The organism is Stenotrophomonas sp. YJH_SMC_6, assembly GCF_059371335.1.
The window spans coordinates 152,122-174,326 of record NZ_JCAFUM010000001.1 but is presented as its reverse complement, the minus strand read 5'-3'; the positions used below and the strand labels follow the sequence as shown (position 1 = coordinate 174,326).

Sequence of the window (22,205 nt, the reverse complement as noted above, 5' to 3'; positions counted from 1 at the left end):
GTCTAAATCCTACAACTATTCTTGTAGGATGCAAGTGTCTGGCCGGCGATCCCATCTCCGGACGTACCTGTCCGGAATCGAGGTCTGCTGCGTGTCCTGCGAGCTACCGCTCCGCTAAGGCGTTTAGGATTGAGGCGTATAGAGCTGGTGGCCCAGAAGCGCGCACGTGCCGTTATACACAAACGCCACACTCTGCCTCGCCCGGGTAAAGGCCACGTAATACTTAGGTGGCGCCGTTATGCGTGACGCATCTGCAGTGCGCAGGTACTGCGTCAAAGGCCCATTAGGGAAGATGAGGACCCGGCTGTAGGTGCGTCCCTTGGACTGACCGAAGTTCATCGCTGGTAGGCCGTCGCACGCCTGCCGTCGGTCATGCCGCAGCACGGTCGGGGCAAATTCCTGCATGTACGCAGTGACATGCCCGGGCGCGACAAGGTAGATGCCATCGTGACCGGTCAACTGATCATTGCCTGATTGGGTCCGGGGCATCTGCGGATAGAGCGCGTCGGCCAGATCACACAGGGCCTGCACGCATCGCAAACTCGTGAGGCGGTGATCGATCTGGCACAGGCCTTGCGACTCCCAAAGCTGGAATAACGTCGCCAAGTTCGGTCCGCGGAACTGGCTGTACCGAGGCGCGTAGTTGGTGGCGTAGGTCGCTTGGCGCGTGTCGCCCACTAGCGTAACGCCGATCGGGCTCTTCAACAGGCGCTCAATAAGATCTAGGTCGTAGCCAGCCAAGTCCTGCACTTCATCAACGTACACTTCGTCGTACATGTTCGCCAAGCGCGAGATGACCTGACCTTGAGTGAGCTCATCGCACCGAACGGCGAAATCGGAAGCCCGATCCGAATACATCCGGTCGCCTGACAGGTAGTGGCGGGCTACATGCGAGCGGGGTGCCCGGTTGTTCGTCCGTCCTTCAACAAACAGAATCGATTCGACCCTTGGCTCGCGGCACAATGCCGCCTGATAGGGTCGAATGCACTCGCGTAACAGAAATCCGTACCAGCTATACAACGTGACATTCGCAGGCACCGCGCCGGCTTGGGCCTCGAATGAGCGTCGGATCTCTTCGAGATTCTCCAAGGTATAGGTGAGCATAGCGACGCGGCGCTGTGGCCGCTCCAATGCCTGGCGAACCAGCAAGGTAGTCTTGCCAGAGCCGGCTGCCGAAAGCAGTACTCGGTTAGGCGATAGCACGCTGGACATAGTCCGGGAAAGTGATCGAATGGGGGCTGTTGAAAATGGCTAGGGCCGTATCGGTCTTGTGACCTTTCATGTACTTGAGCAACGCCACCTCGTCGGCGAATGACTTGACCAGCACGGTGTTCAGCTCGTCCAATGAGTTGGCTTTAATGAGTTGCTCTTCCAACGATGGGGCGCTCTCGTCAGAATCGTAGTAGATGGCATTGGGGAAGTCGGCATATCGCTCTTGCACCAGCGCGATATCACCATCGTTGTCGGTGACGACTCTGGCCTGAATACGCAGGCGCTCCGCAATCTGCAAGAAGCGTTTAAACGCCAGTGATTTGACCGAGATGATGTCCACGCCGCGCGCCAATGGCGCTACGCCGTGGTGATCAAAGTAGGCACGTTGCACGATCAGCTCGTCGGACGGGCCCTCCACCAGAATTGCCTGCTTGGCCAGAATCAGTCGCAACGTGTCATGACCAGGAAGCTTCATGAAGTAATCGTGCGTATCATGCGGCAACTGATCCAGTTTCATCTGGCCTTGGGCGCTGAACAGGATCACGTTGTCCACGCCCAGCTTGTTCAGAACGAAGCTGCTGTGGGTTGCGATGACCACCTGCTGCGTCGTGGAGAGCGCTGAAATCTTGTCAATCAGCTGGCTCATGCCAGAGAAGGAGAGGTGGTTCTCCGGCTCTTCGATTAGCAGTACATGCGCCGACCCTGCAGCATGCATAGCCAGCTTCATCTTTACTGCGCTTTGCTCACCCTTTCCAGCTTGGGTGAAAGGAAGCTCATCCAGGTACGGTGACAAGCTTGTTTCCCACGTTGAGCGCGGTGAAGAGTCCACGCCAACCGTCAGTGCTTTGTGACTGATGTCTCCTGTGTGCTGAGTGAGATAAGCATTAATGGCGGCCACGTCGTCCTCTTCCGAGAAGCTTTGCCGCATGCGGCGAAAACTCAAAGATAGCGAAACGCGCTGCGCTGGGGTAAGCGCCTGTTCGATGATGCTGGCGATATAGCGATCGGCTCCGGACAGTGTCTTGATACCGTGGGTGTCGATGATAGTTGAATCGAACGGGATGGTACGAGCGGTGACGCCGTTGTTGGCAAAGGAGTACCAGCGCACCGTGTAGTATTCCACTGGGAGGCTGGTCGCGCCCTGGTGTTGCTGCAGGTAGGCGTTGAATTCCTCGCGATAGTCGTCGCTAAGCTCGACCAGCAATCGGACGCCTGCACTGTCTAGACCTAATGAGTTGTTGGTGCCGCGCAAGGACGCCAGCGCGGGATCGTTCCCCAAATAGGCTTCAATGGAGATCCTGGGCGGTGACGCAGGCGTTCCTGCGCGCAGAGCCGCTAAGTACTCCCTCACCGTTGGCTGGTGAAAAAGATAGGGTGTGAGCTCGTAGGTGAGGTTGCGACCATACAGCTGCCCAGTTATTACTGCGTGGATCGCTTCCAGCAAGGTGGACTTTCCCACCTCGTTGTCACCAACCACAAGGTTCATGTGCGCATTGAGCTGCAGATTGAGGTGACGAAAAGACTTGAAGTTATCGATAACAATACGTTCGATCGGCATGCTCCATCCCCCAGTGGACTATCCTGTCTCTACAGAACTTTACGCGGCTCTTAAGAACGATGCCAACTGGACTGGATTTGGAAAGAATTTGTTCTGGACAGGCCTGGCGGGCACAGAAGGTAAGCCATCAAAGACTGCTAAATGAACAGGATCCATCGTCTTCGTTCGTCTCACGTATCGGCTATGCGGTTTGGTGGTTGTGACGAGGTGGTGGTTATAGTCCCGACTTTCTTAGCGGTGCTCGGTCACAGACTGCTGGACGTCGTCGGAGCTGTCAGGGAGGCGGCGATTCCCTGGGCCTCTAGATAGTCACGAACAGTGGCAAGGTCGTTGAGTTGACCAGAGCACATGAAGGCCAAGGCCGGGGTCCCCTTGAATGGTGCTGCGCTGTTGGGGCGTCGTAGCCAGCTGTCAGCTTGCTGCTGATCAGGGAAGAGGATGTGCAGTGCCTGGTATATGCCGAGCGCATAGCTGATTCGCTCGAGTGTTTCTGGCCAAAGGCCGTCAGTCACTCCCGCCTCTAGCTGTGCACAAGCAACGTCGATGGGCCTACCCAGGATTGCCGACTGCTCATGAGCGCTTAGTTTCCAAACTTCTGCCATCTTGGTAAACGCGCGCAGAGCAGGTCCTTCCAGGCTGGTGGCGTCACTGGCGATTGGGTAGATCATCCCTCTGGCCTGGGGGAGCAGATGAGTCATGCTACTCCCGTTTCACTCACCGCACCCTCAGCGATGCGCCGATTGAATAAATAGTTGGCCTACATAGGCGGGCGATGCTCATGTCATCTCGACCGTTCGGTGCGAGGGAGGCCTAACAGCCCCGCTTCGGTCGACGGTCTGGCAGCCGACTGCCTGCCGGCCGCACGTCTGCATTCTATTTCAACGACACGTGGTGGCTGGTAGTGAACAACGTGGTGTGACCCCTTCAGGACCTATAAACACTGAAGGGGACAACAGTGACTACTGGGCCTCTATGCCCTGCCGCAATAGGCCTTATAGGGAAGGCGCCGGCGATGGATTTCACGGCACCATTGGGCTTGGAAGGGGAAATCCATCACAAATGATCCGAGCAGCTCCGCACCGCCACGCTGGGCATTAGCCTGCAACGTTGGATAGATGGCTGGTTCGTCGTGATCAACATGACGTTAGCTGTAGAGGTGATGCATCTGTTGTGCGGTAGTTGATCAGCGATGCTGGCAGACATCTCATGCTGCATGGCCACTCTAAATGAGCAGTAATTTTTCTATCTATATGAAATAAAAGGGAAAAATGCCCTAAATGATGTGGACCGCAGGCACTAGCGCCACTCCGTGGAAGAAGTTGACAGCACCAGGTACAGAGTGCTCGTTCTGCCAGAACCCCAGGCGACTCCCAGCAATCGCAGCCAAAGGGTCGCCCCTTCTTGCCAAAGCGTCGTATGCATGCTTGGACTGGACCAAGCGAACCACTGCTGCGGCGAGGGCCGGCGATAGTGCCCCATCCAATTTCTCAAGAGCCTCAAAGGCGGCGTGAGCGTCGTCCATTGGTAAGCCGCAGGGCCTCTCTAAACTATGTCCTCTCCGACTCAATGATCGCATCTGTCATCACTTGGGCCTAACTCAATGCGCATCCGGTCGGAGTGGGCATCCTGTCACTGACCAAGAGATGGACCAAGCGACTCTCCTGAAGAGAGCGAGCTCTGGACAGGAGCAAAGGCCCCGTCAGCCAACGTTGACTATCGACCCTGCCGAAATGGCCAGAACGTATCTGCTGCAGGTTTGCAGCAGTGAGCATGCAAGTGGTCGCTTCAGGCCGTGAGTCGAGCTAAGCGAGTGTCCAGGTGTGCGTTTGCACGTCGAGGCAATCGCCAAAGTCTCTTTGCCCCCTAGACGTTCAAGAATACTGCGGTCCATGCCCTACCCATCGAGCCAGGGAGTTACCCCGCACTTGCCGTCACCTTTATTCAGAAAGCGGCAGGTCACCCTTGCACAGAAGAGGGTTGCCGTAAAGCGTCATTGCCAGCGCATCGCGTGGCTCATGACCCATTTGCCGGGCGACCGCCCGGTTTGCATCCGCGTTTGCATCGATCAGTCGGGCGCCCTCATTCCATGCATGAAGAAACGCCGGGAGCCAGTGCGACGGCACACGAGAGTCCAAAGGCCAAGGCGATGCGATGACCGCACGTGTTCCGTGACTGAGAAGCTGCTTCGGTAGTCCCACGGTGGTGTTCGCTGCCGGATGAGCGTTCTGCCGCCCACCGCTGCATACAAAAAGAATCGCCACCCCGACCCTCTCAAGCGCTCGAGCAAGGTCCAATGAGCTGATTCTCAGCGCCGACTCGTCCGACACAACCTGGAAGAAGCGTGCACCGGGATCCAGCCCGCCGTGAGCGGCGACGATCGCCAATTGGGCAGCTCGCAGGCTGGGAGGTGGCTCGGCGCCGGTATCCAGCTGAATCTGATGCTGGACAAAAGTCTCGTTCAGGCGATCAGCCACCCTACACAGCGTACCGTCCTCACCGTCGGATACGGCGGTTGATATCCAAGCTGCCGGTGGTCCGTACTGAAGCGGGCTTGAGGTCGTTGCACCTCGCAGCCACGCCAAGGAAGGGGCCACCGCAATAGAGGCCTGATTACCGACGAACTCTCCTTCAACGACCAATAGCTGCGGGGGAATGCTCTGCAGCCGGGTGTCCATTACAAAAACGGTGCGAGCCCCGATGCTACTGGACAGGCCCAACTCGCGCATACTGGTATGGAACAGATTGGGATCATCACTGTCTATGCCAAAGGCATATGGATATACGATGGACCATGCATCGAGTCCGCGGGCGGAGAACACCCCATCCTCACGATTCACCAGAATCCGTCCGTCCACACCGCTGACGCGGATGAGGCGGTCAGCGCTATCGAGGGCGAGCAACTCCACCTGAAGCCCCTGCTGGGACAAGAGATTGATCGTCTCAGCCGGTTCGTCGAGGGTGGACGGAAGCCAGCGCTGGCCAACTGCGCCAGGCACTAGAATGGCATGATCGGAGGTAGCCTCCACCGCGAACGCAGCCAGCTCTGCGTCGGCGAGCGTCTCTTCCTGGGCAAGTTGAGCTCGGGCCGCGCGAACCAAACGCTGCACATCGAAGCCGACATCGCCCGAATACCGTGCACGTTGAGCAAGCTGCGCATAGGAAACGAGTCGGTCCCTCCCCGGGGCTGCGTTCTCAGCCAGAAGCAATAGATCCTGAGTGATCGCGCCGGCCATTGCGCTGGCCTGCTGTATGATTTCATCAACTGACGAGGGCACTTCCCCGCCAAGCAGCAGAACGCGATCGCGTGATTGGACGAGAAGTAGAAGTACCGTGGTGATCTCATCATCCCTGCGCATGACCTCGCGAAGATTGGCTGATAGTTCACTCAGTAGCGGTATCCAATGCCCCAGCTCTGCTCTCAGAGAATGCAGTTCGCCAAGGCGAACACCGAGCCGCAGTGTCTGCAATCGATGGGCCATGTCCTCCCCAGCCCCCATTCGGGAAATCAGCCCCTCACAGCGCGCCAAGAGCGCGTGAGCGACGTCAAACAGCCCGATGTCGCGCAGGGCTCTTGCCAAGGCAACGCTCTCATAGTACGCCTGCTCCAGCCCGATATCTCCACCGCTCGCGACCGCGCAACCGAAGGAAAGCAGTGCCCTTGGATGGTCCTGCATCCGATGGAACACATCGCCATAGGCATGCCACGCAAGACGAAGTCGATGAGGATCATCATGCGTGGCAGACAAACCCGACTCGACCAGGTCGCGGGCAAGCTGGGCCTGACCGGTAATGACCAGCCGTGTAGCCACCAACCTGAGCAGCTCAAGATCCGCGCTCGAGTTGTCCGCATGCGGCACTACCGCGAACGCGATCATCAACATCTGATTCAGAACGGCGTAATCGTCAGGCTGCTCTTGCTCGACGACATATTGTGCCAGCACCTTGAGCTTTGCCAGTACCTCATCAGCACTCAGCGTAAGTAATTCTATCGGAAGGCGCACCGTCGCCAGGTCCACGACCCCATCTTGGGTGATCCATTCCGTGGCCGAACGGTAGAAGCCCAGCCACTCCTCATCCTGCCACGCCCCCGCCGGCACTGAAGGCCGGTGGAGGGAGGTTTCGGACACCTGCTGGATATCAATGAGTCGGAGAACCGCGTGAGCCAGCAGTGCGATGCCATTCACGCCAGCACTATCAATGGAAAGAAGCTCGTCAAGCCGCTCACGAACCTGCGTATCAGCAGGGTGAGCAGCCAAGTACCTGAGCGCCCACAGGACGGCATCGCTGATGAGTTCACGATGATCCCCTTGTCCAGCGATCAGCAAGCGCTCAATTGTCCAGAGTAGAAGCTGGCTCGAGGCACTGACGCGCCCCGCCACCGGAGACAGGCCGACCACAAGCATTGCCGCCTGAACGGGCAGGTCTCGTCGCATCGCATCAAGTGCGCACGCAAGTACGGTCTCACTGTGAAGATGCTCCCACTCTGTCCCAAGACCTGAAATAGTTGCAGAGTAGTCCGGAACCTCTTGGCGATGAACGCTGGCAAGAATGAGATCGACATAGGCCGTGAGGGGGAGACCTGCAATGTCATTGCACTGGATCGTGCCCCCGTCACGACAGGCGACAAGCATGGCCTGCAGCTGATGCTCTTGTAGCGCCGCCGAATCAGGCTGGTACCGGGCCAACCAGGACAAACAATGACGCGTCACCGTTTCGGACTGTAGCGTTTGTGCCAGGTCAAGGGCATCCTCCATCATCTGAGGATCGTCAAGTTTGGCGGCGCACCCGTTTAGAAACACCGCTGCGCCTACCCTGTCCCCACCAGCAACTGCGATGGCAGCTAATCGAATTCCTACAAACGGAGCAAGACGTTCCGCAGAGGCCCAAAGGGGTTGAAGAAGCTCCGCGGCACGAGACGACCTTCCGCCCTTATGCAGAAGGTCAGCCTTCATTATGAGTTTTGACTGGTTGGACGTGGCTTCAAGAACGTCAACTTCATCCAGGACAGTCAGGACATCCCCTCGCTTGACTCGGGCAACCCATCGCTTGAATCTGAGGATCTCGTCATCAGCTACCGCGGCCTGACCGCCAACCGCCCACACCAGGCAGTCAAGATCCCGGAAGGCATCAATGTTACGCTCCAACTGTGGCGGTGACGCACCCGCATCGATCAGGACACATCTGGGAGCTGATGAACGCTCGATACACGCATCCGCCAGCCAGATCAAGGATGGAATCCAGCGGTCCTCCGGCAGCCCAAATGATGAGCTTATGCTGGCCGCGTCTGGCGCACGATACCTTGACGCGTCGAGGACAATGGCAAAGCTTCCATCAGGAAGGTCTGTAATTAACGCGACCAGCTCAGCGGCATTCAGGGACGTAACGCGGTGAACATGGAGGCGCCCTGACACAGCTTGTGCGTGAACCTCATCGGATCCACCATGGCGCCGAGCCATGTCATTCATCACGTCTTGATGGATCGTATCCGGAACATCAGGGGGCAATAGAACACAGACCTGACTGAATGCAGCCTCCCCCGAGTCGACCGTGGAGATCAGCATCAGGTTGACCAGTTTGGCCACCCGCTCCGCGCGGCCAGTGTTAGCCGTCAGTACGATGTTCGTCGGAGCCAGTCCTTGGTCCGCGATCAGCTCTTCCCACGGGAACTCATCCGACTGAAGCATGGCAGACATCCCTTGTCCTCATCCTGAAAGTGGCTTTTAGGAACCAATTCTAGGGCCATCGATCAATAGTCGCCACGGTGGTCCAAGGATTCGCACAGACCCAGCGCCCTCTCATCTCAAGCATCAGTTGCTTCTGCGCATAGGTCATATCGACATGTCCGCTCGAGGACTATCAGGCGATCCGAGCAACCCAGCTTTGATGCCACCAGATACTGGAGGACTCCAACTCGCCGGAGCAATGGCAAATACCGTGGAACAACAGTGCGCATTCCTTTTTTTTGACCTGGGAATCCGGCAGCTCCTGACTCATCCTTCGCTACTTGCGAGTTCTCCAAGTTGAGAGCCCTTGAGAACAGCGGTGTACCCGATAAATGGCGAGTTTGAATTGTCCGAGACGGTCGAGAAATCAAGTTACGAGCAAGCAGGCCTTCATAAAAAGCATGCAGCCCGATAACCAACGCATATCATGCGAAACCTGAGCCGGCCACCGAGGCCAAGATGCGGCAGGCATGGGCATCCTGATCGCGTTCTCTGAACTCCGAGGCTAAAGTTCAAGCTGTTCACGCCGATAGCGGCGTTTCAGGCCTCGCTGAAGGAGCTTGGAGAGCCAGCCCCCTCTCCTTCCAATGGAGAGGAAGCGGGAGCAAGCCGTCCTTTGCAGTAGTCCATCAAGCTCCTCAACCCGCCCCGGCAGAGAGGACGCCCCATTTGGAGTCATCGGAACAATGAGCGTCTCAACGTCCTACCGCCTGGAAGCCCAGAAACTCCTTGCTGACGGGAAGAGGATCAGCCTCTTCACCAGCCACCCGGGCACGCTGGGAGCATATCGGGAAGCGAGTCTGCGAGAGTTCCTCAAGCAGCATCTCCCATCACGCTTCCTGGTTACCAGCGGATTCGTGACCGATCATGATCGAGAGCAAGACAATCAGGTTGATCGATCCTCGCGTCAGATCGACTGCCTCGCGCATGACAAGCAGGACTTTACCCCGCTGTTACGCGCCGATGAATTTTCGATCGTTAGGCCTGAATCCGTTGCTGCGATCATTGAGGTCAAGAGCTCTCTAGAAATAGTGAGAGAAACCGTCCGGATGAGTACCAGCCCATCGTTTCTCACCCCCAAGGGGCGACACTACCGCTGGGCGGGCAGCCTGGTCGAGGCCCTTGAGAACATCAAATCTGCGGTCGACGTGATGGAAGCTGCATCCATCCGCCGCAATACGTACTTTGCGGGGGTAATCGCATATTCTGCGCGCGCCCTCCGAAAGCTGCCTGAAGCGATGAACTCCGGCGAACTGTTCAAGCAGCTTGGGATTGAGGAAATTGAACAGTTGCCCGACTGCATCTGTGTTCTAGACGGCCCCGCCTGGTCCTTCTCATGCGTTGCCGGAACGGATCCGAACGTCCACGGCGATGTGACCACCGACCCTAACTCCTCCTACGCCATTGAATCTCCACGGGACGGCGAGGGAAGCGCACTTCAGATCTTTAGCGCCTATCTGCATCACGCGGTTGCGGTGAATCGGCTACAGCAGCCGCACATGGTCGGAGGGGCGCACTCCGCTGCAGGCTATAGCGCGCAGGAACAGCACTACAGGATCCCCGTCTCATCCAAGCGAATGTTAGGTTCGACTTAAGAGCACTACGTACAGCAATGCGCACCACACCTCGAACAGATCGACCGTGCGTAGCTTGGTCTTCTTGCGCGCACCGCTCTTTCAGTGTCCGGATCCCTTCCTGCAAGGCGCCGATAAGAGCCGGCAGCCGATTCTGATCGGTCCGAACCGAGGCTCTACTACTCAGTAGCGTGCATTGCGACCGGCGGAGCTGCCGTGACCTCTCAAAAGAGACCACTTCCAGGTCACTGCTCGCTATTCTCTCTCTTCTTCTTTTCACCTTTCCGGCGACCAGAACGGTTCACCTCAGGCAACGGCTTGTCCAATGCAAGCAAGTCCATACGAACGTTGTTCGCGTAGGCGTTGTATTGCCATCGACGAAACTGATCAAGAAGCAGATTGTTGGTGTCCTCTAACCGTTTAACCTGCGCTTCCAAGTCAGTGATGCGGCGGATAGCGGCGTCCAACGTGAAATCTCTCGGGAGCGCATCTCTCGCCTCACGCAAATCCTTTTGACGCTGCTGAAACCGCTCCTTGACGGCAGGATAAAGGTACATCGTGTGCTTCGAGATCGAAGGCACGTCCAGCACCTTTGCGGCGCGCTCGCAGAATAGCGGCCAAGTGAGCTTGCCGTCCCAGCGATCCAGCTCACGCATTATCTTTGGCAGCGTTGCCTTGGTGATGATCTTCTTTGGCATGGCGGGTCAGGTAAGAGCCAAGGCAATCATTTTCGGACCAAGCGCATCCATGGAGGGCACTTCGACAACGCCAAGATCCATGAGAGCACGGCGAACCGGAGAAGGATCGTGCCCATCCGGAATCCTGAGGACCACTCCCTCCAGAACATTGGGATGCTCCAATGCGATCCTCATTGCCTTGACGTGCGCGAGCTTCCACTTGTGATTGTCCACCCAGCGGTCGGCACCAAAGTCGCCATCCTCATGAGCTTTCGTGGCCTGCTGGAGCAGTTTTTCCGTCTGCGCCTCCAAGAGGCGAATCCGGTCTAGCGCAACGTGATCACCCTTGATGCAAACATGCTCCTTGCAGGTCATGCATTCGCGCTGTTTCTGGCACGGTGCCATGGCGTAGTCGTGCACGCACATGCCATAGAGCGTGGCTTTGGCCGTTCCCAGCCGATCAGTCCCAAGTTCCTGATACGTCACCGGCTGACGCTGCTTGATGCGCTCGAGCAATGGGGCAGGCTGCATCGGAAGCAGCCCACGGGCAGCCTCTAGGCGTTCCTCCGGCGAGCGATGGTCGTAATGACGGTTGTCGGAAACCTTTGCGCGACCGGCCCAGCGCGCCAGGCTGTAGTCGTCCATGCCCGCCCGTTCTGACATCGTGCTGAGCCAATGACGGAGCTGGTGCGATGTCAACGTGATGCGCGTGCCATCCAAATTCCGCAGGCCCATACGGTCAAAGAGAGATTCGCCGTGGCCGCTGCCAGCGCCCAAGCGCTTATTCACCTCGTTAGCGCTTGGAATCCGCCATGAGTCAGGCCTAATTTCCTTCTCGCGACTGAATTCATTCTCTCGATGCAGGCACAGAGCACTCCAGGTCGTCAGCACCCTCTTCTCATCAAGGAAGGGCCAGTAGAAGCCGCCAAATTCTTTGATGAGATTGGACGTGCCGACATCTTCAGACGAAGACGTGGAGCCTTCGAACGCCGCCCTGACTAACTCACGTGCAGGAGCACCGATTTCGATCAGGCGCCGGACGGCCTCTTTCACGACGTCATGCATGACAGGCACGACCCACTTCCTCGTCGCTCCTTTGCCCTTGGCCGCATTCCAACGCAGGAACATCTGAAGATTACCGTCGTCATCTTCCTCCCACTGGATGCAGTCAATAGGAAGCTTCAGCACTTCGGAGACGCGGCCTGGCGCGGCCATAAGCAGGATGAAGATTGATGAGTAAAACTGACTCTCCCGATCGTCGGCCTGGGCAAACACGTCAGCAACTGCGAGCATTGCCTCATTGGTGGGAAGCTTTTCCATGCGATGGGCCTGTCCCGCTTCGCCGAGATCCTCGGTCAGGATCACCGGCTTCTTGAAAGGAGACTTCCAAGCCGGCAACGACGGGACAAGGCTCTTCTCACGTAAGAAGTCGAATACAGCTTGAAGTTGGAGCCCGGTTTTGTGGTGCACGTCCTCGCTGGAGTAGAACTCCTTGCACTTGTTGGCGCAAACGTCCATTACCGCACCACTCAGGAGTCCGACATCTCCTCGGCCGCAAGCCGCCAGCAATCCTGCCTCCACGCAGCGAAGTGCTTGGAGCATCATTGCCAAGCTCTTGACTGGCCTGTGGCTATATCTGTATCGAATGTATGCCTTTGCGAACTGCATGAATGGTTCGACGAAGGGCGTGAAAGCGTATGAGTTCAGAGGTGCTGTTTTCGTCGCGAAGACGACTATGGTCTCGTTTTGCTGCCACTTGTCGCGATCCCAAGCGCCACCATTCGCGAAGGCAGTCAGACCCTCTTTTGCCAAGCGTATGAAGTCGGCAAGGTTTCCGCTGGCTTCGCGCTCAGCGCGGGGAACGAACTGGACGACATCACCCATGGGTGCCCGCCTCCAACAGATTCGCGTCGAGCATCTGAGCCCTCGCATCCTTGCACATCGAAACACAGTGCTCGACAGCAAGGATCAGTTGGTCATTAGCATTAACAATGACGTTGGAACAGCCTGCCTCCCGGGTGCGCTCCTTCTCGGCATATAGGTCCACCAGCACCTCTTCATGCGGCCCGTCGACCCACGGCTGGAAGTGAAAGCATGTGTAGCAGGCTCGGTAGCCGCTAGCGCAGAATCCATAGTTACCGCAGGTCCCCACCGCGTGTTGACGATCATTCGGCACACGGCTCCGCGGATCGTCACCGCGAACTGCCTTACGTTCAGAGTGGACAAGCTTGCCGAGGCAGGCTTGCGCGAAGGGAGCGAGTCGAGCACCCACTAGCTCATTGATGACTACCGCCTCTTGAGCGGTGTTCTCCGTGTACACGTGGACGTTCTGGGTGTCGGAATGATCCAGCAACTCGGCGATGATGAATGCACCGAATCCCTCTCGGCGAAGCTTCGTGCCTCGCGTGTGTCGGAATCGCAGTGCGGAAAAACGAATAAACTCACCAGTACGCTCCGAGTGCGCAGTCGACGCCTTCGCGCAACGCTGTAGAGCGGAATCGAGCGAGTCAATTTTTGCATGCAGTTGATCTGGCGCGCCACCCATCAGATAGTCGGTGAGCTCGTCTAAATTTCCAACATCCTCAAGCTTCTTGCGATTGAGAAAGATCGGCACCTCACCTACCAAGGCAGGATCAACCGTCCCCCCAATCGCCTCGAAAACTGCGGCGACGGACTGTCGATGCTGCTGCCGAAGCACCAAATATAGGTCTTCAAGGATGGCAAGAGACCGGTAGGCACCTCGAAAAGCGATGCCACGTTGCTTGGCTCGCGGAATGTTGAGCCTAAACATGGGCGCGCCTTCACCTGTTTCACGAACGAGATCCCGCCCCCTGAGAGCAGCGATCTGGACGGGACGGCGCGCGGTCATCGCCAAGGTGAGCAGATATGCGTAGTCCTCGAATGCAATATCCTTTCGTGCTACCGCGAGGTTCGCCCAATCCAGGAGCGCAGCCATCTCGAGGTCGGTGTAGGGCCCATTCTCGGGGCAACCACTAGCAACGGCCGCCCCCTTTTCGTTCCCCTTTATTCGCCAGCTTTGGAGGAGATCAACGACTTCGCTGGTGACGCCGTCAAATCCGTAGTCGTGCCAGGCAAGCAGGAAGCCCTTCAGGCCGCCTAACTGATATTGCTCGTCTGCCGCAAGGCTGGCGCGCCAGTTGATGAGGTCAACCACGGTCACCCGCGACGCTCCTGTATCCCGCAGGTATCGCTTGAAACGCGTCTCCATATTTCGCGCATGACGAGCGGATGCCTCTTCCGCATAGCGCAACAGCGTGGCGCGAAAGCCAGCCTCGGTTCTAGCTTCAACCACCCCCGGCAGCGCTAGTGAAATCTGCACGTCCTTGTTTAATTGCCAATGTTTATCCGAAGGCTTGAAGGGATAACCATCCTTAGACACTGTCTGAGCGGTCGACTTTCCCTCGACATCGACCTGCTTTGGATTAGCGCGGATCACCACCGCCCCCCTTGGAGTTATCGCTACGCTTGGGATGAGCGGCCTGCACCTGACGAGCAGCCTTGTCGCTGGCTTCACGAATGTGGCGCCGGTTGTACGTCGCTCCCGATGCCTTGCTGCGATGACCATTCAGGAAAGCACGAACATCCAGCTCCCTAGCCTCGCTGAACGGCAATGCCTCAGCATCTTCACCCGACCGGATCTTGGCGTTGTGCTTGTCAATGTTGACGGAAAGCTCGTAATTGAAATGGTGTCGAAAGGCGTGGGGATGGATCGCCTCAAAGGCGGGGTCCACCGCGCGCATCCGCGAAAAGATCTGGCTACTCAGAGCTGAGGTGGAGAGTGGCTTGCCCCATGTATCGCCCTTCCTGTGCGAGACAAGTAGATACGGATGCCTTCTGGCGGGGCCGATCCTGGAACGGACATTCAGCATGTAACGGTCGATCTGATTGGCGAGCGCCTCAGGTATCGGTAATGGCCGCTCCTTGGTCTTCGTTACCGGCTGATAGGGTCGCGGGTCATGCTTATCATCCTGATTGCGCCGAACCCAGACGTGCGGCTCATGGCCCAAGTCGAACTGGTCGAGTCGCAAGCTCAATAGCTCTCCTCGTCGCATTCCGGTGTGTCTTAGCAGCCCGAAGATGATGGCATTGCGGAGCTGGACTTCCGGATGCCGGAACGGATTGCGCGGATCACCCTCAGTGCCTATCGCCATGAATCGCTCGACCAACTCGGAGGGTGGCGAGCGCAGATCCAAATCGTCATCCCTCTGTTTTGCCAACCCGCGCGGTCGGTGCTTGCGAATGGTTCTAGCCATCCGCGCAATTTCTTGAGCGGTTCGAGACGAGTTCTGGTGCTGTGTAACGACCGAAGCCGTAAATTCCAGATAGTCGGCAAACGTGCTGATACGGTTGAAATGCTGTTGCCCACCAATGGTGGCCAGCACCTGATTTGAGGCAACTCGCGCCTCGAGAAAATCGATGACGACGCTTCGTTTCTTGTCACCTTCTCCCACTGAACTCAACTCCCGCATGTCGAGCTTGGCGAAATCTCGAAGCGAGACTATGTCTGAAACTGTGAGAAGGCGCCCGCTGCGGAACTCGGTGATCAGGTCTCGGCCATTGGCCTGCTCCCAGCGCAGAAGTACAACGATGTCGGCAAGCTTGTTTCGGATCGTGTTGACGGCTGCCCCGGCATTCCGAAGCTGGGAAGTAGCAAACAGGGTCGGGTAGAACAAAGGCACGCCCTGCTCGTCGTGGAGCATTGGAACTCGTTCTCCTTCGCCAAGCACATGAACTGACAGCATGGCCATCACTGTTCTTCTACTGTTTTTACATATGTACAACTGTATATGAAATTTTCGACTACGCAAGTCAGCGTAGAAAAAAGAAAAGCCCTGTAAAAACAGGGCCTTCCTCGAAGCTATATCACCACTATTGATCTAGTATTCGCTAGAACGGAATATCGTCGTCAGCGAAGTCATCCATCGGCGGCGCCTGCTGCGGCTGCGGACGCTGGTTGCCACCCTGGTTGCCGTAACCGCCGCCCTGGTTGCCGCCCTGGTTGCCATAGCCGCCACCCTGGCCACCACGCTGACCGCCGCCACCGCCGCCGTACTCCTGGCGCGGCGCCTGCTGGCGCTGCGGACGATCGCCGCCGTAGTTGCCACCACCGCCGCCGCCGCCTTCACCGCGGCCGCCCAGCATCTGCATTTCATCGGCAATGATGTCGGTGGAGTACTTCTCCACGCCGTCCTGGCCGGTGTACTTGTCGTAGCGCAGGCTGCCTTCGACGTAGACCGAGCTACCCTTGCGCAGGTACTCGCCGGCGATCTCGCCGAGCTTGCCGAAGAACACCACGCGGTGCCACTCGGTGCGCTCCTGCTGGTTGCCATCCTTGTCCTTGCGGACGCTGGTGGTGGCCAGGCTGATGCGGGTGATCGCCATGCCGCCCTGGGTGTACTTCACGTCCGGGTCGTTGCCGAGATTGCCGACCAGGATGACTTTGTTGATGCCGCGCGCCATAGGTACCTTCGTCCGTTGTCCAGGGGCAGACCGCCAGTGATAGCACAGCCCCGGGCGGGGGTGCAGTAGGCGAGGCCGCCCCTGTTGAAATTTGGGGGAATGCGAGAACGATGCATCTTAGCATTGCCGCCGCCATCCGCCCGGTCAGAAGACCCCGGCCGCGCAGGAGGATTGAACTGATTTCCTTGTCCGGCAATGACTTACCCTCGCTTCGGTGGACATCCGGAGGGGCATTGGCGTCTGCCCATGGCATCATGCCCAAGCTCCTCCCCCTGCCCCCTCCCGCGTTCCCATGACGATCAAAGGCAAAGCCACCTCCCTGGACATCGCCCACCTGGCCGGGGTCTCCCAGCCGACCGTGTCGCGGGCCCTGCGTGGCAGCCCGATGGTCAACGCCGAGACCCGCGAGCGCATCCTGCGCATCGCCCGCGAGCTGAACTACAAGGTCGACAAGAACGCCTCCAGCCTGCGCCTGCGCAATGCCGGCACCCTGGCCCTGCTGTTCTTCGAGGACCCGACCAACGACGACTCGCTGATCAACCCGTTCTTCCATTCGATGCTCGGCTCGATCACCCGCGCCTGCGCCCTGCACGGGCAGGACCTGCTGGTCTCGTTCCAGCAGCTGTCCACCGACTGGCAGGCCGATTACGAGGACAGCAACAAAGCCGACGGCATCATCCTGCTCGGCTACGGCGACTACCACGAATCGCGCGATCGCCTGCAGCGGCTGGTTGAACAGGGCACGCACTTCGTGCGCTGGGGCGCCGCGCTGCCCGGCCAGCCCGGCGTGTCGATCGGCAGCGACAACTTCCAGGGCGGGCATGACATCACCACCCACCTGTTACAGCAGGGCTGCCGCCGCATCGCCTTCCTCGGCCATGCCTCCAGCCATTACCCCGAGTTCCAGGAGCGCTACCGCGGCCATGTCGCGGCCCTGCAGGACCACGGCCTGGCCGCCGAACCGGCACTGCAGCACGATGCGATCACCACCGAGGCGTCGGGCCAGGAAGCCTGCCAGGCGCTGCTGGCACGCGGTGAACCGATCGATGCGATCTGCGCCGCCAGCGACCTGATCGCCATCGGCGCGATGCGGGCCCTGCGCGAGGCCGGGCTGCGGGTGCCACAGGACGTGGCGGTGACCGGCTTTGACGACATCCCGCTGGCGGCTTCGGTGTCCCCGGCGCTGACCACCGTGCAGCAGGACACCAAGCAGGCCGGGCAGCTGCTGGTGGAACGCCTGTTGGCCCTGATCGGGCGGCAGCCGGTGGACAGCCAGAGCATCCCGGTGAAGCTGGTGGCGCGGGAATCGTCGCTGCGCGGGTAGGCACCGCAGGGCCGGCGCCCCTACCAACGCACGACGGCCGGATTCTCCCCCCCATGACCAACGGCGGATGCGCACGGACGCTGATGCGCGGATAACGCGCAGACATCGCCCATGGAAAGGTGTACGTCACATGCTGAAGATCGATTCGCTGTCGAAGACGTACGCTAATGGCGTGCACGCCCTCAACAACGTCAGCCTGGACATCCCGCGCGGCATGTTCGGCCTGCTCGGCCCGAACGGCGCCGGCAAGTCGTCGCTGATGCGCACGCTGTCCACCTTGCAGGAGGCCGACAGTGGCGCGGCGACACTCACCATTCCAGGCGAGGCACCGATCGATGTACTGCGCGACAAGGACGCGGTGCGCCGCCGGCTGGGCTACCTGCCGCAGGATTTCGGCGTGTACCCGAAAGTCAGCGCGCTGGACCTGCTGGAGCATTTCGCAGTGCTCAAGGGCCTGACCCAGCGCGCGCAGCGCCGCGAGGTGGTCGATGGGCTGCTGCAGCAGGTGAACCTGTGGGACGCGCGCAAGCGCAAGCTGGGCACCTACTCCGGTGGCATGCGCCAGCGCTTCGGCATTGCCCAGGCGCTGCTGGGTGACCCGCGGCTGGTGATCGTCGATGAACCCACCGCCGGCCTCGACCCGGAAGAACGCAACCGCTTCCTCAACCTGTTGGCGGCGATCGGCGAGAACGTGGCGGTGATCCTCTCCACCCACATCGTCGAGGACGTGACCGATCTGTGCCCGACGATGGCGATCATGAACAAAGGCCAGGTGCTGCTGACCGGGCGCCCGGCCGATGCCATCGACGCCCTGCAGCACCAGGTCTGGCGCAAGCAGGTCGATCCTTCGGAACTGGCCGACCACGAAGCGCGCTATGTGGTGCTGTCGACCCGCCTGGTCGGTGGCCGCCCGGTGATCCACGTGCACAGCACCAACGACCCTGGCGACGGCTTCGCGGCCGTGGCTCCCGACCTCGAGGACGTGTACTTCCAGCGCCTGCGCCTGCAGGCCCGTGCCCGCGCGGCAGCCTGAGCGGAGCACGCCATGATCTTCAATTTCTTCCGCTTCGAACTGCGCGAGCAGCTGCGTTCCCCGCTGCTGTGGCTGCTGGCCGGGCTGTTCGCCCTGCTTGCCTTCGCCGCCGCCTCCAGCGACGCCGTGCAGATCGGTGGCGGCGCCGGCAACGTGCACAGCAACGCGCCCACCGTGATCGCGCAGATGCTGGGCATCTTCACCCTGCTCGGCATGCTGGTCACCGCGCTGTTCGTCAGCAACGCGCTGTTGCGTGACTTCGAACTCGGCACTGCCGAACTGATCTTCGCCAGCCCGGTGAAGCGCCGCGATTACCTGGCCGGGCGCATCGCTGCCGCCCTGGCGGCCGGGCTGCTGGTCTACATCCTGATCGCGTTCGGCCTGTGGCTGGCGCCGTTCATGCCCTGGGTCGATCCCGTGCGCATGGGCCCGATCAGCTGGCAGGGCTATGCCTGGACGTTCGCGGTCATCGTCATTCCGAACCTGTTGTTCACCACCGCACTGCTGTCGCTGCTGGCAGCGCTGACCCGCTCGATCCTGTGGGTCTACATCGGCCTGGTGGCCTACCTGGTCCTGTACGGCGCCAGCGCGGCCCTGCTGCGCGACATCGACAATACGTGGATCGCGGTGCTGAGCGAACCGCTGGGCATGCGCGCACTCGGCCGTACCATCCGCTACTGGTCCACTGCCGAACGCAACGACGGGATTCCCGAGCTGGCCGGTTACCTGCTGGCCAACCGCGCCCTGTGGTTGGGCGTGGCTGCCGCGCTGTTCGCCGCCACCTTCGCGCTGTTCCGCACCGAACGCAGCGGCAGTGGCCGTCCGCGCTGGGGCCGCAGGCAGGCGCAACCGGCTGCCGATGCCAGCGTGGTCCGCCCCACCCGCGCGACACTGCCGCGCGTGATACCGGCGTTCACTGCCAGCACGGCGTGGCAGCAGTTCCTGCGCCAGGTCCGCTTCGATACACGCGGCGTCCTGCGCAGCGTGCCGTTCATCGTGCTGCTGGTATTGGGCCTGGCCAACTTCCTGCCCAGCGCGCTGTTCCGACAGACTCTGTACGGCACCTCGATCTGGCCGGTCACCTCGCAGATGATCATGGGCCTGCAGGGGGCCTTCAGCTGGCTGCTGGTGATCATCGTGCTGTTCTTCGCCGGTGAGCTGGTCTGGAAGGAACGCAGTGCGCGCATCAATGAAGTGACCGATGCCATGCCGGTGCCGAACTGGGTGCCGCTGCTGGCCAAGTTCACCGCACTGCTGGCCGTGATCATCTGCTTCCAGGCCGCCGGCGCGCTGGCGGCGATGGGCGTGCAGCTGGCCAAGGGCTACACGCATCTGGAGCCGCTGCTGTACCTGCGCAGCCTGGCGCTGGATTCGGTGGTCTACATCCTGATGGGGGGCCTGGCGCTGGTGCTGCAGGTGCTCACCAACAACAAGTTCATCGGTTATGCGCTGCTGATCGTGGTGATGATCGGCCAGGGCGTGCTCGGCCTGCTCGACTACACGCAGAACCTGTACAACTTCGGCAGCTGGCCCAACGCGCCCTATTCGGACATGAACGGCTACGGCCACTTCCTGACCGGGCAACTGGCGTTCCAGGGCTACTGGGCGCTGTTCCTGCTGACCTTGATGTGCCTGGCGTCGGCCTTCTGGGTACGAGGTGTCAGCCAGAGCCTGCGCCAGCGCCTGGCCCTGGCCGGCCGTCGCCTGCGCGGCCCGACCGGTGCCTTCGCCGCAGTGGCCGCCCTGGCCTTTGTCGCCGTGGGCGGCTGGCTGTACTGGAGCACCAACATCCGCAACGAGTTCCTTTCCCCGGATCAACAGCTGGACCTGCAGGCCCGCTACGAGCGCGAGCTGTCGAAGTACCGCAACCTGCCGCAGCCCCGCATCGTGGCGGTGGACAACCGCGTGGACCTGTTCCCCGAATCGCAGTCGATGGTGATCGATGCGAACTGGACGGTGCGCAATACCCACGCCACGCCGATCCAGGACGTGCACGTCTCGATGGGCGATGACAAGCAGCTGGTCGCGGTCGACCTGGGTGGGCAGACACTTTCGATGCATGACGCCGATCTCGGCTACCGCATCTACCGCCTGCAGAAACCGCTGCAACCGGGTGAAACCCGCAGCGTGCATTTCCGGGTGGTGCAGAAGCCCAACGGCATCACCGCGGGCCAGGCACCAAGCAACATCGTCGACAACGGCACCTTCTTCAACAGCCGTGTACTGCCGTCGTTCGGCTACAACGAAGGCGCCGAGATCAGCGACCGCAACGAGCGGCGCAAGCGCAACCTGGGTGAGCCGCGGCGCATGCCCAAGCTGGAAGACGAAGCCGCGCGTGCCAACACGTACATAGCCCACGATGCCGACTGGCTCGACTTCCGCACCACGGTCTGCACGGCACCGGACCAGGTGGCGTTGGCGCCGGGCTACCTTCTGAAGGAGACCACGGTAAATGGCCGGCGCTGCTTCAGCTACGCCATGGACCGGCCAATGCTGAACTTCTACGCCTACCTGTCGGCACGCTGGGAGGTGCGCAGGGCGAAGTACAAGAACATCCCGGTGGAGGTCTACTTCGACCCGGCGCACGGCTACAACGTGGACCGTATGATCGAAGCGGTGCAGAAGTCGCTGGCCTACTACGAAGCGAACTTCACCCCGTACCAGCACCGCCAGGTACGCATCATCGAGTTCCCGGGCTATGCCCGCTTCGCGCAGTCGTTCGCCAACACCATCCCCTACTCCGAGGCCATCGGTTTCATCGCCGACCTGCGTGACCCGGACAAGGTGGACTACGTGTTCTACGTAACCGCGCACGAGATCGCACACCAGTGGTGGGCGCACCAGGTGATCGGTGCCAACGTGCAGGGCGCGACGGTGCTGTCCGAATCGCTGTCGCAGTATTCGGCACTGATGGTGATGGAGCAGGAGTACGGCCGCCAGCACATGCGCCAGTTCCTCAAGCGCGAACTGGACGGCTACCTGTCCGGCCGCGGCGGCGAGGCCATCGAGGAACAGCCGCTGGAACGTGTGGAGAACCAGCAGTACATCCACTACCAGAAGGGTTCGCTGGTGTTCTACCGGCTGCGCGAGGAGATCGGCGAGCAGGCGCTTAACCGCGCATTGAAGCGCTTCCTGCAGGACAAGGGGTACCAGCAACCGCCGTACACCACCTCACGCGAGCTGCTGGACTACATCCGCGCCGAGACCCCGGCCGACCGCCAGCAGCTGGTCACCGACCTGTTCGAGAAGATCAGCTTCTACGACAACCGCGTGATGGCCGCCAGCGCCCGCAAGCGCGATGACGGCCGCTACGACGTGACCCTGGACCTGCACGCCGCCAAGCAGTACGCCGACGGCAAGGGCAAGGAGAGCGACGGAAAGATGGATGACTGGGTCGAGGTCGGCGTGTTCGCCAATGGGCCGTCGGGCAAGGAGCGCGACCAGAAGGTGCTGTACCTGCAGCGCCACCACATCACCAGCGCCGATCCGAAGATCACGGTAACGGTGGACGAAAAGCCGGATGAAGCGGGCTTCGACCCGTACAACAAGCTGATCGACCGGGTGAGCGATGACAACCGGCGCAAGGTAACGATGTGAGGTATGCGGTGGTGCCAGTCAAATGG

13 protein-coding genes are annotated in these 22,205 nt (G+C 59.9%); 4 read left to right on the top strand and 9 right to left on the bottom strand.

Annotated elements, in window-relative coordinates:
- Nucleotides 1-123 precede the first annotated feature (123 nt).
- From AC5P9N_RS00870 to AC5P9N_RS00855, 4 genes are all read right to left on the bottom strand, one after another.
- Complete coding sequence (locus AC5P9N_RS00870; protein WP_164212554.1) at nt 124-1,212, bottom strand: UvrD-helicase domain-containing protein; 1,089 nt, start codon at nt 1,210-1,212, stop codon at nt 124-126.
- Nucleotides 1,190-2,770 (bottom strand): ATP-dependent nuclease, encoded by a 1,581-nt coding sequence (locus tag AC5P9N_RS00865; protein ID WP_099484972.1) that lies wholly within the window; start codon nt 2,768-2,770, stop codon nt 1,190-1,192. Before AC5P9N_RS00865 ends, AC5P9N_RS00870 begins: the two co-directional genes overlap by 23 nt.
- A 245-nt stretch (nt 2,771-3,015) precedes the next feature.
- On the bottom strand, nt 3,016-3,468 hold the full coding sequence (locus AC5P9N_RS00860) for an antitoxin Xre/MbcA/ParS toxin-binding domain-containing protein (RefSeq protein WP_235648920.1): 453 nt from the start codon (nt 3,466-3,468) through the stop codon (nt 3,016-3,018).
- 1,239 nt (nt 3,469-4,707) lie between these two features.
- The gene (locus AC5P9N_RS00855; protein WP_099484969.1) at nt 4,708-8,463 is read right to left on the bottom strand and encodes a CHAT domain-containing protein; all 3,756 of its coding nucleotides are present in this window, start codon (nt 8,461-8,463) and stop codon (nt 4,708-4,710) included.
- A gap of 716 nt (nt 8,464-9,179) precedes the next feature.
- Between AC5P9N_RS00855 and AC5P9N_RS00850 the strand changes: the two genes are divergently transcribed.
- Complete coding sequence (locus AC5P9N_RS00850; RefSeq protein ID WP_099484968.1) at nt 9,180-10,088, top strand: DUF6602 domain-containing protein; 909 nt, start codon at nt 9,180-9,182, stop codon at nt 10,086-10,088.
- 224 nt (nt 10,089-10,312) lie between these two features.
- On the opposite strand, the gene AC5P9N_RS00845 is transcribed toward AC5P9N_RS00850, so the two are convergent.
- The 5 genes from AC5P9N_RS00845 to AC5P9N_RS00825 all read right to left on the bottom strand — a co-directional run bounded on the left by AC5P9N_RS00845 (nt 10,313) and on the right by AC5P9N_RS00825 (nt 16,225).
- A complete protein-coding gene (locus AC5P9N_RS00845) occupies nt 10,313-10,765 on the bottom strand; it encodes a hypothetical protein (protein ID WP_049397654.1) in 453 nt (150 codons plus the stop codon).
- 6 nt (nt 10,766-10,771) lie between these two features.
- Nucleotides 10,772-12,628 carry a hypothetical protein gene (locus AC5P9N_RS00840; protein WP_208180488.1) on the bottom strand — a complete coding sequence of 619 codons (1,857 nt, stop codon included), beginning with the start codon at nt 12,626-12,628 and terminating at the stop codon, nt 10,772-10,774.
- Entirely contained in the window at nt 12,621-14,201 is a 1,581-nt protein-coding gene (locus AC5P9N_RS00835) for a site-specific integrase (protein ID WP_148239573.1), read from the bottom strand. The genes AC5P9N_RS00840 and AC5P9N_RS00835 overlap by 8 nt, the downstream gene beginning before the upstream one ends.
- The gene (locus tag AC5P9N_RS00830; protein WP_231347519.1) at nt 14,188-15,513 is read right to left on the bottom strand and encodes a site-specific integrase; all 1,326 of its coding nucleotides are present in this window, start codon (nt 15,511-15,513) and stop codon (nt 14,188-14,190) included. Before AC5P9N_RS00830 ends, AC5P9N_RS00835 begins: the two co-directional genes overlap by 14 nt.
- 139 nt (nt 15,514-15,652) lie before the next feature.
- Nucleotides 15,653-16,225 carry a single-stranded DNA-binding protein gene (locus AC5P9N_RS00825; RefSeq protein WP_043034165.1) on the bottom strand — a complete coding sequence of 191 codons (573 nt, stop codon included), beginning with the start codon at nt 16,223-16,225 and terminating at the stop codon, nt 15,653-15,655.
- Nucleotides 16,226-16,517: 292 nt separating this feature from the next.
- On the opposite strand from AC5P9N_RS00825, the gene AC5P9N_RS00820 reads away from it, so the two are divergent.
- The 3 genes from AC5P9N_RS00820 to AC5P9N_RS00810 all read left to right on the top strand — a co-directional run bounded on the left by AC5P9N_RS00820 (nt 16,518) and on the right by AC5P9N_RS00810 (nt 22,179).
- On the top strand, nt 16,518-17,549 hold the full coding sequence (locus AC5P9N_RS00820; RefSeq protein WP_059033478.1) for a LacI family DNA-binding transcriptional regulator: 1,032 nt from the start codon (nt 16,518-16,520) through the stop codon (nt 17,547-17,549).
- 130 nt (nt 17,550-17,679) lie between these two features.
- The gene (locus tag AC5P9N_RS00815; RefSeq protein WP_099480397.1) at nt 17,680-18,582 is read left to right on the top strand and encodes an ABC transporter ATP-binding protein; all 903 of its coding nucleotides are present in this window, start codon (nt 17,680-17,682) and stop codon (nt 18,580-18,582) included.
- A 12-nt stretch (nt 18,583-18,594) separates the two neighbouring features.
- Nucleotides 18,595-22,179: an ABC transporter permease/M1 family aminopeptidase gene (locus tag AC5P9N_RS00810; RefSeq protein ID WP_099484965.1), complete on the top strand. Its 3,585-nt coding sequence runs from the start codon at nt 18,595-18,597 to the stop codon at nt 22,177-22,179.
- Nucleotides 22,180-22,205: the final 26 nt, after the last annotated feature.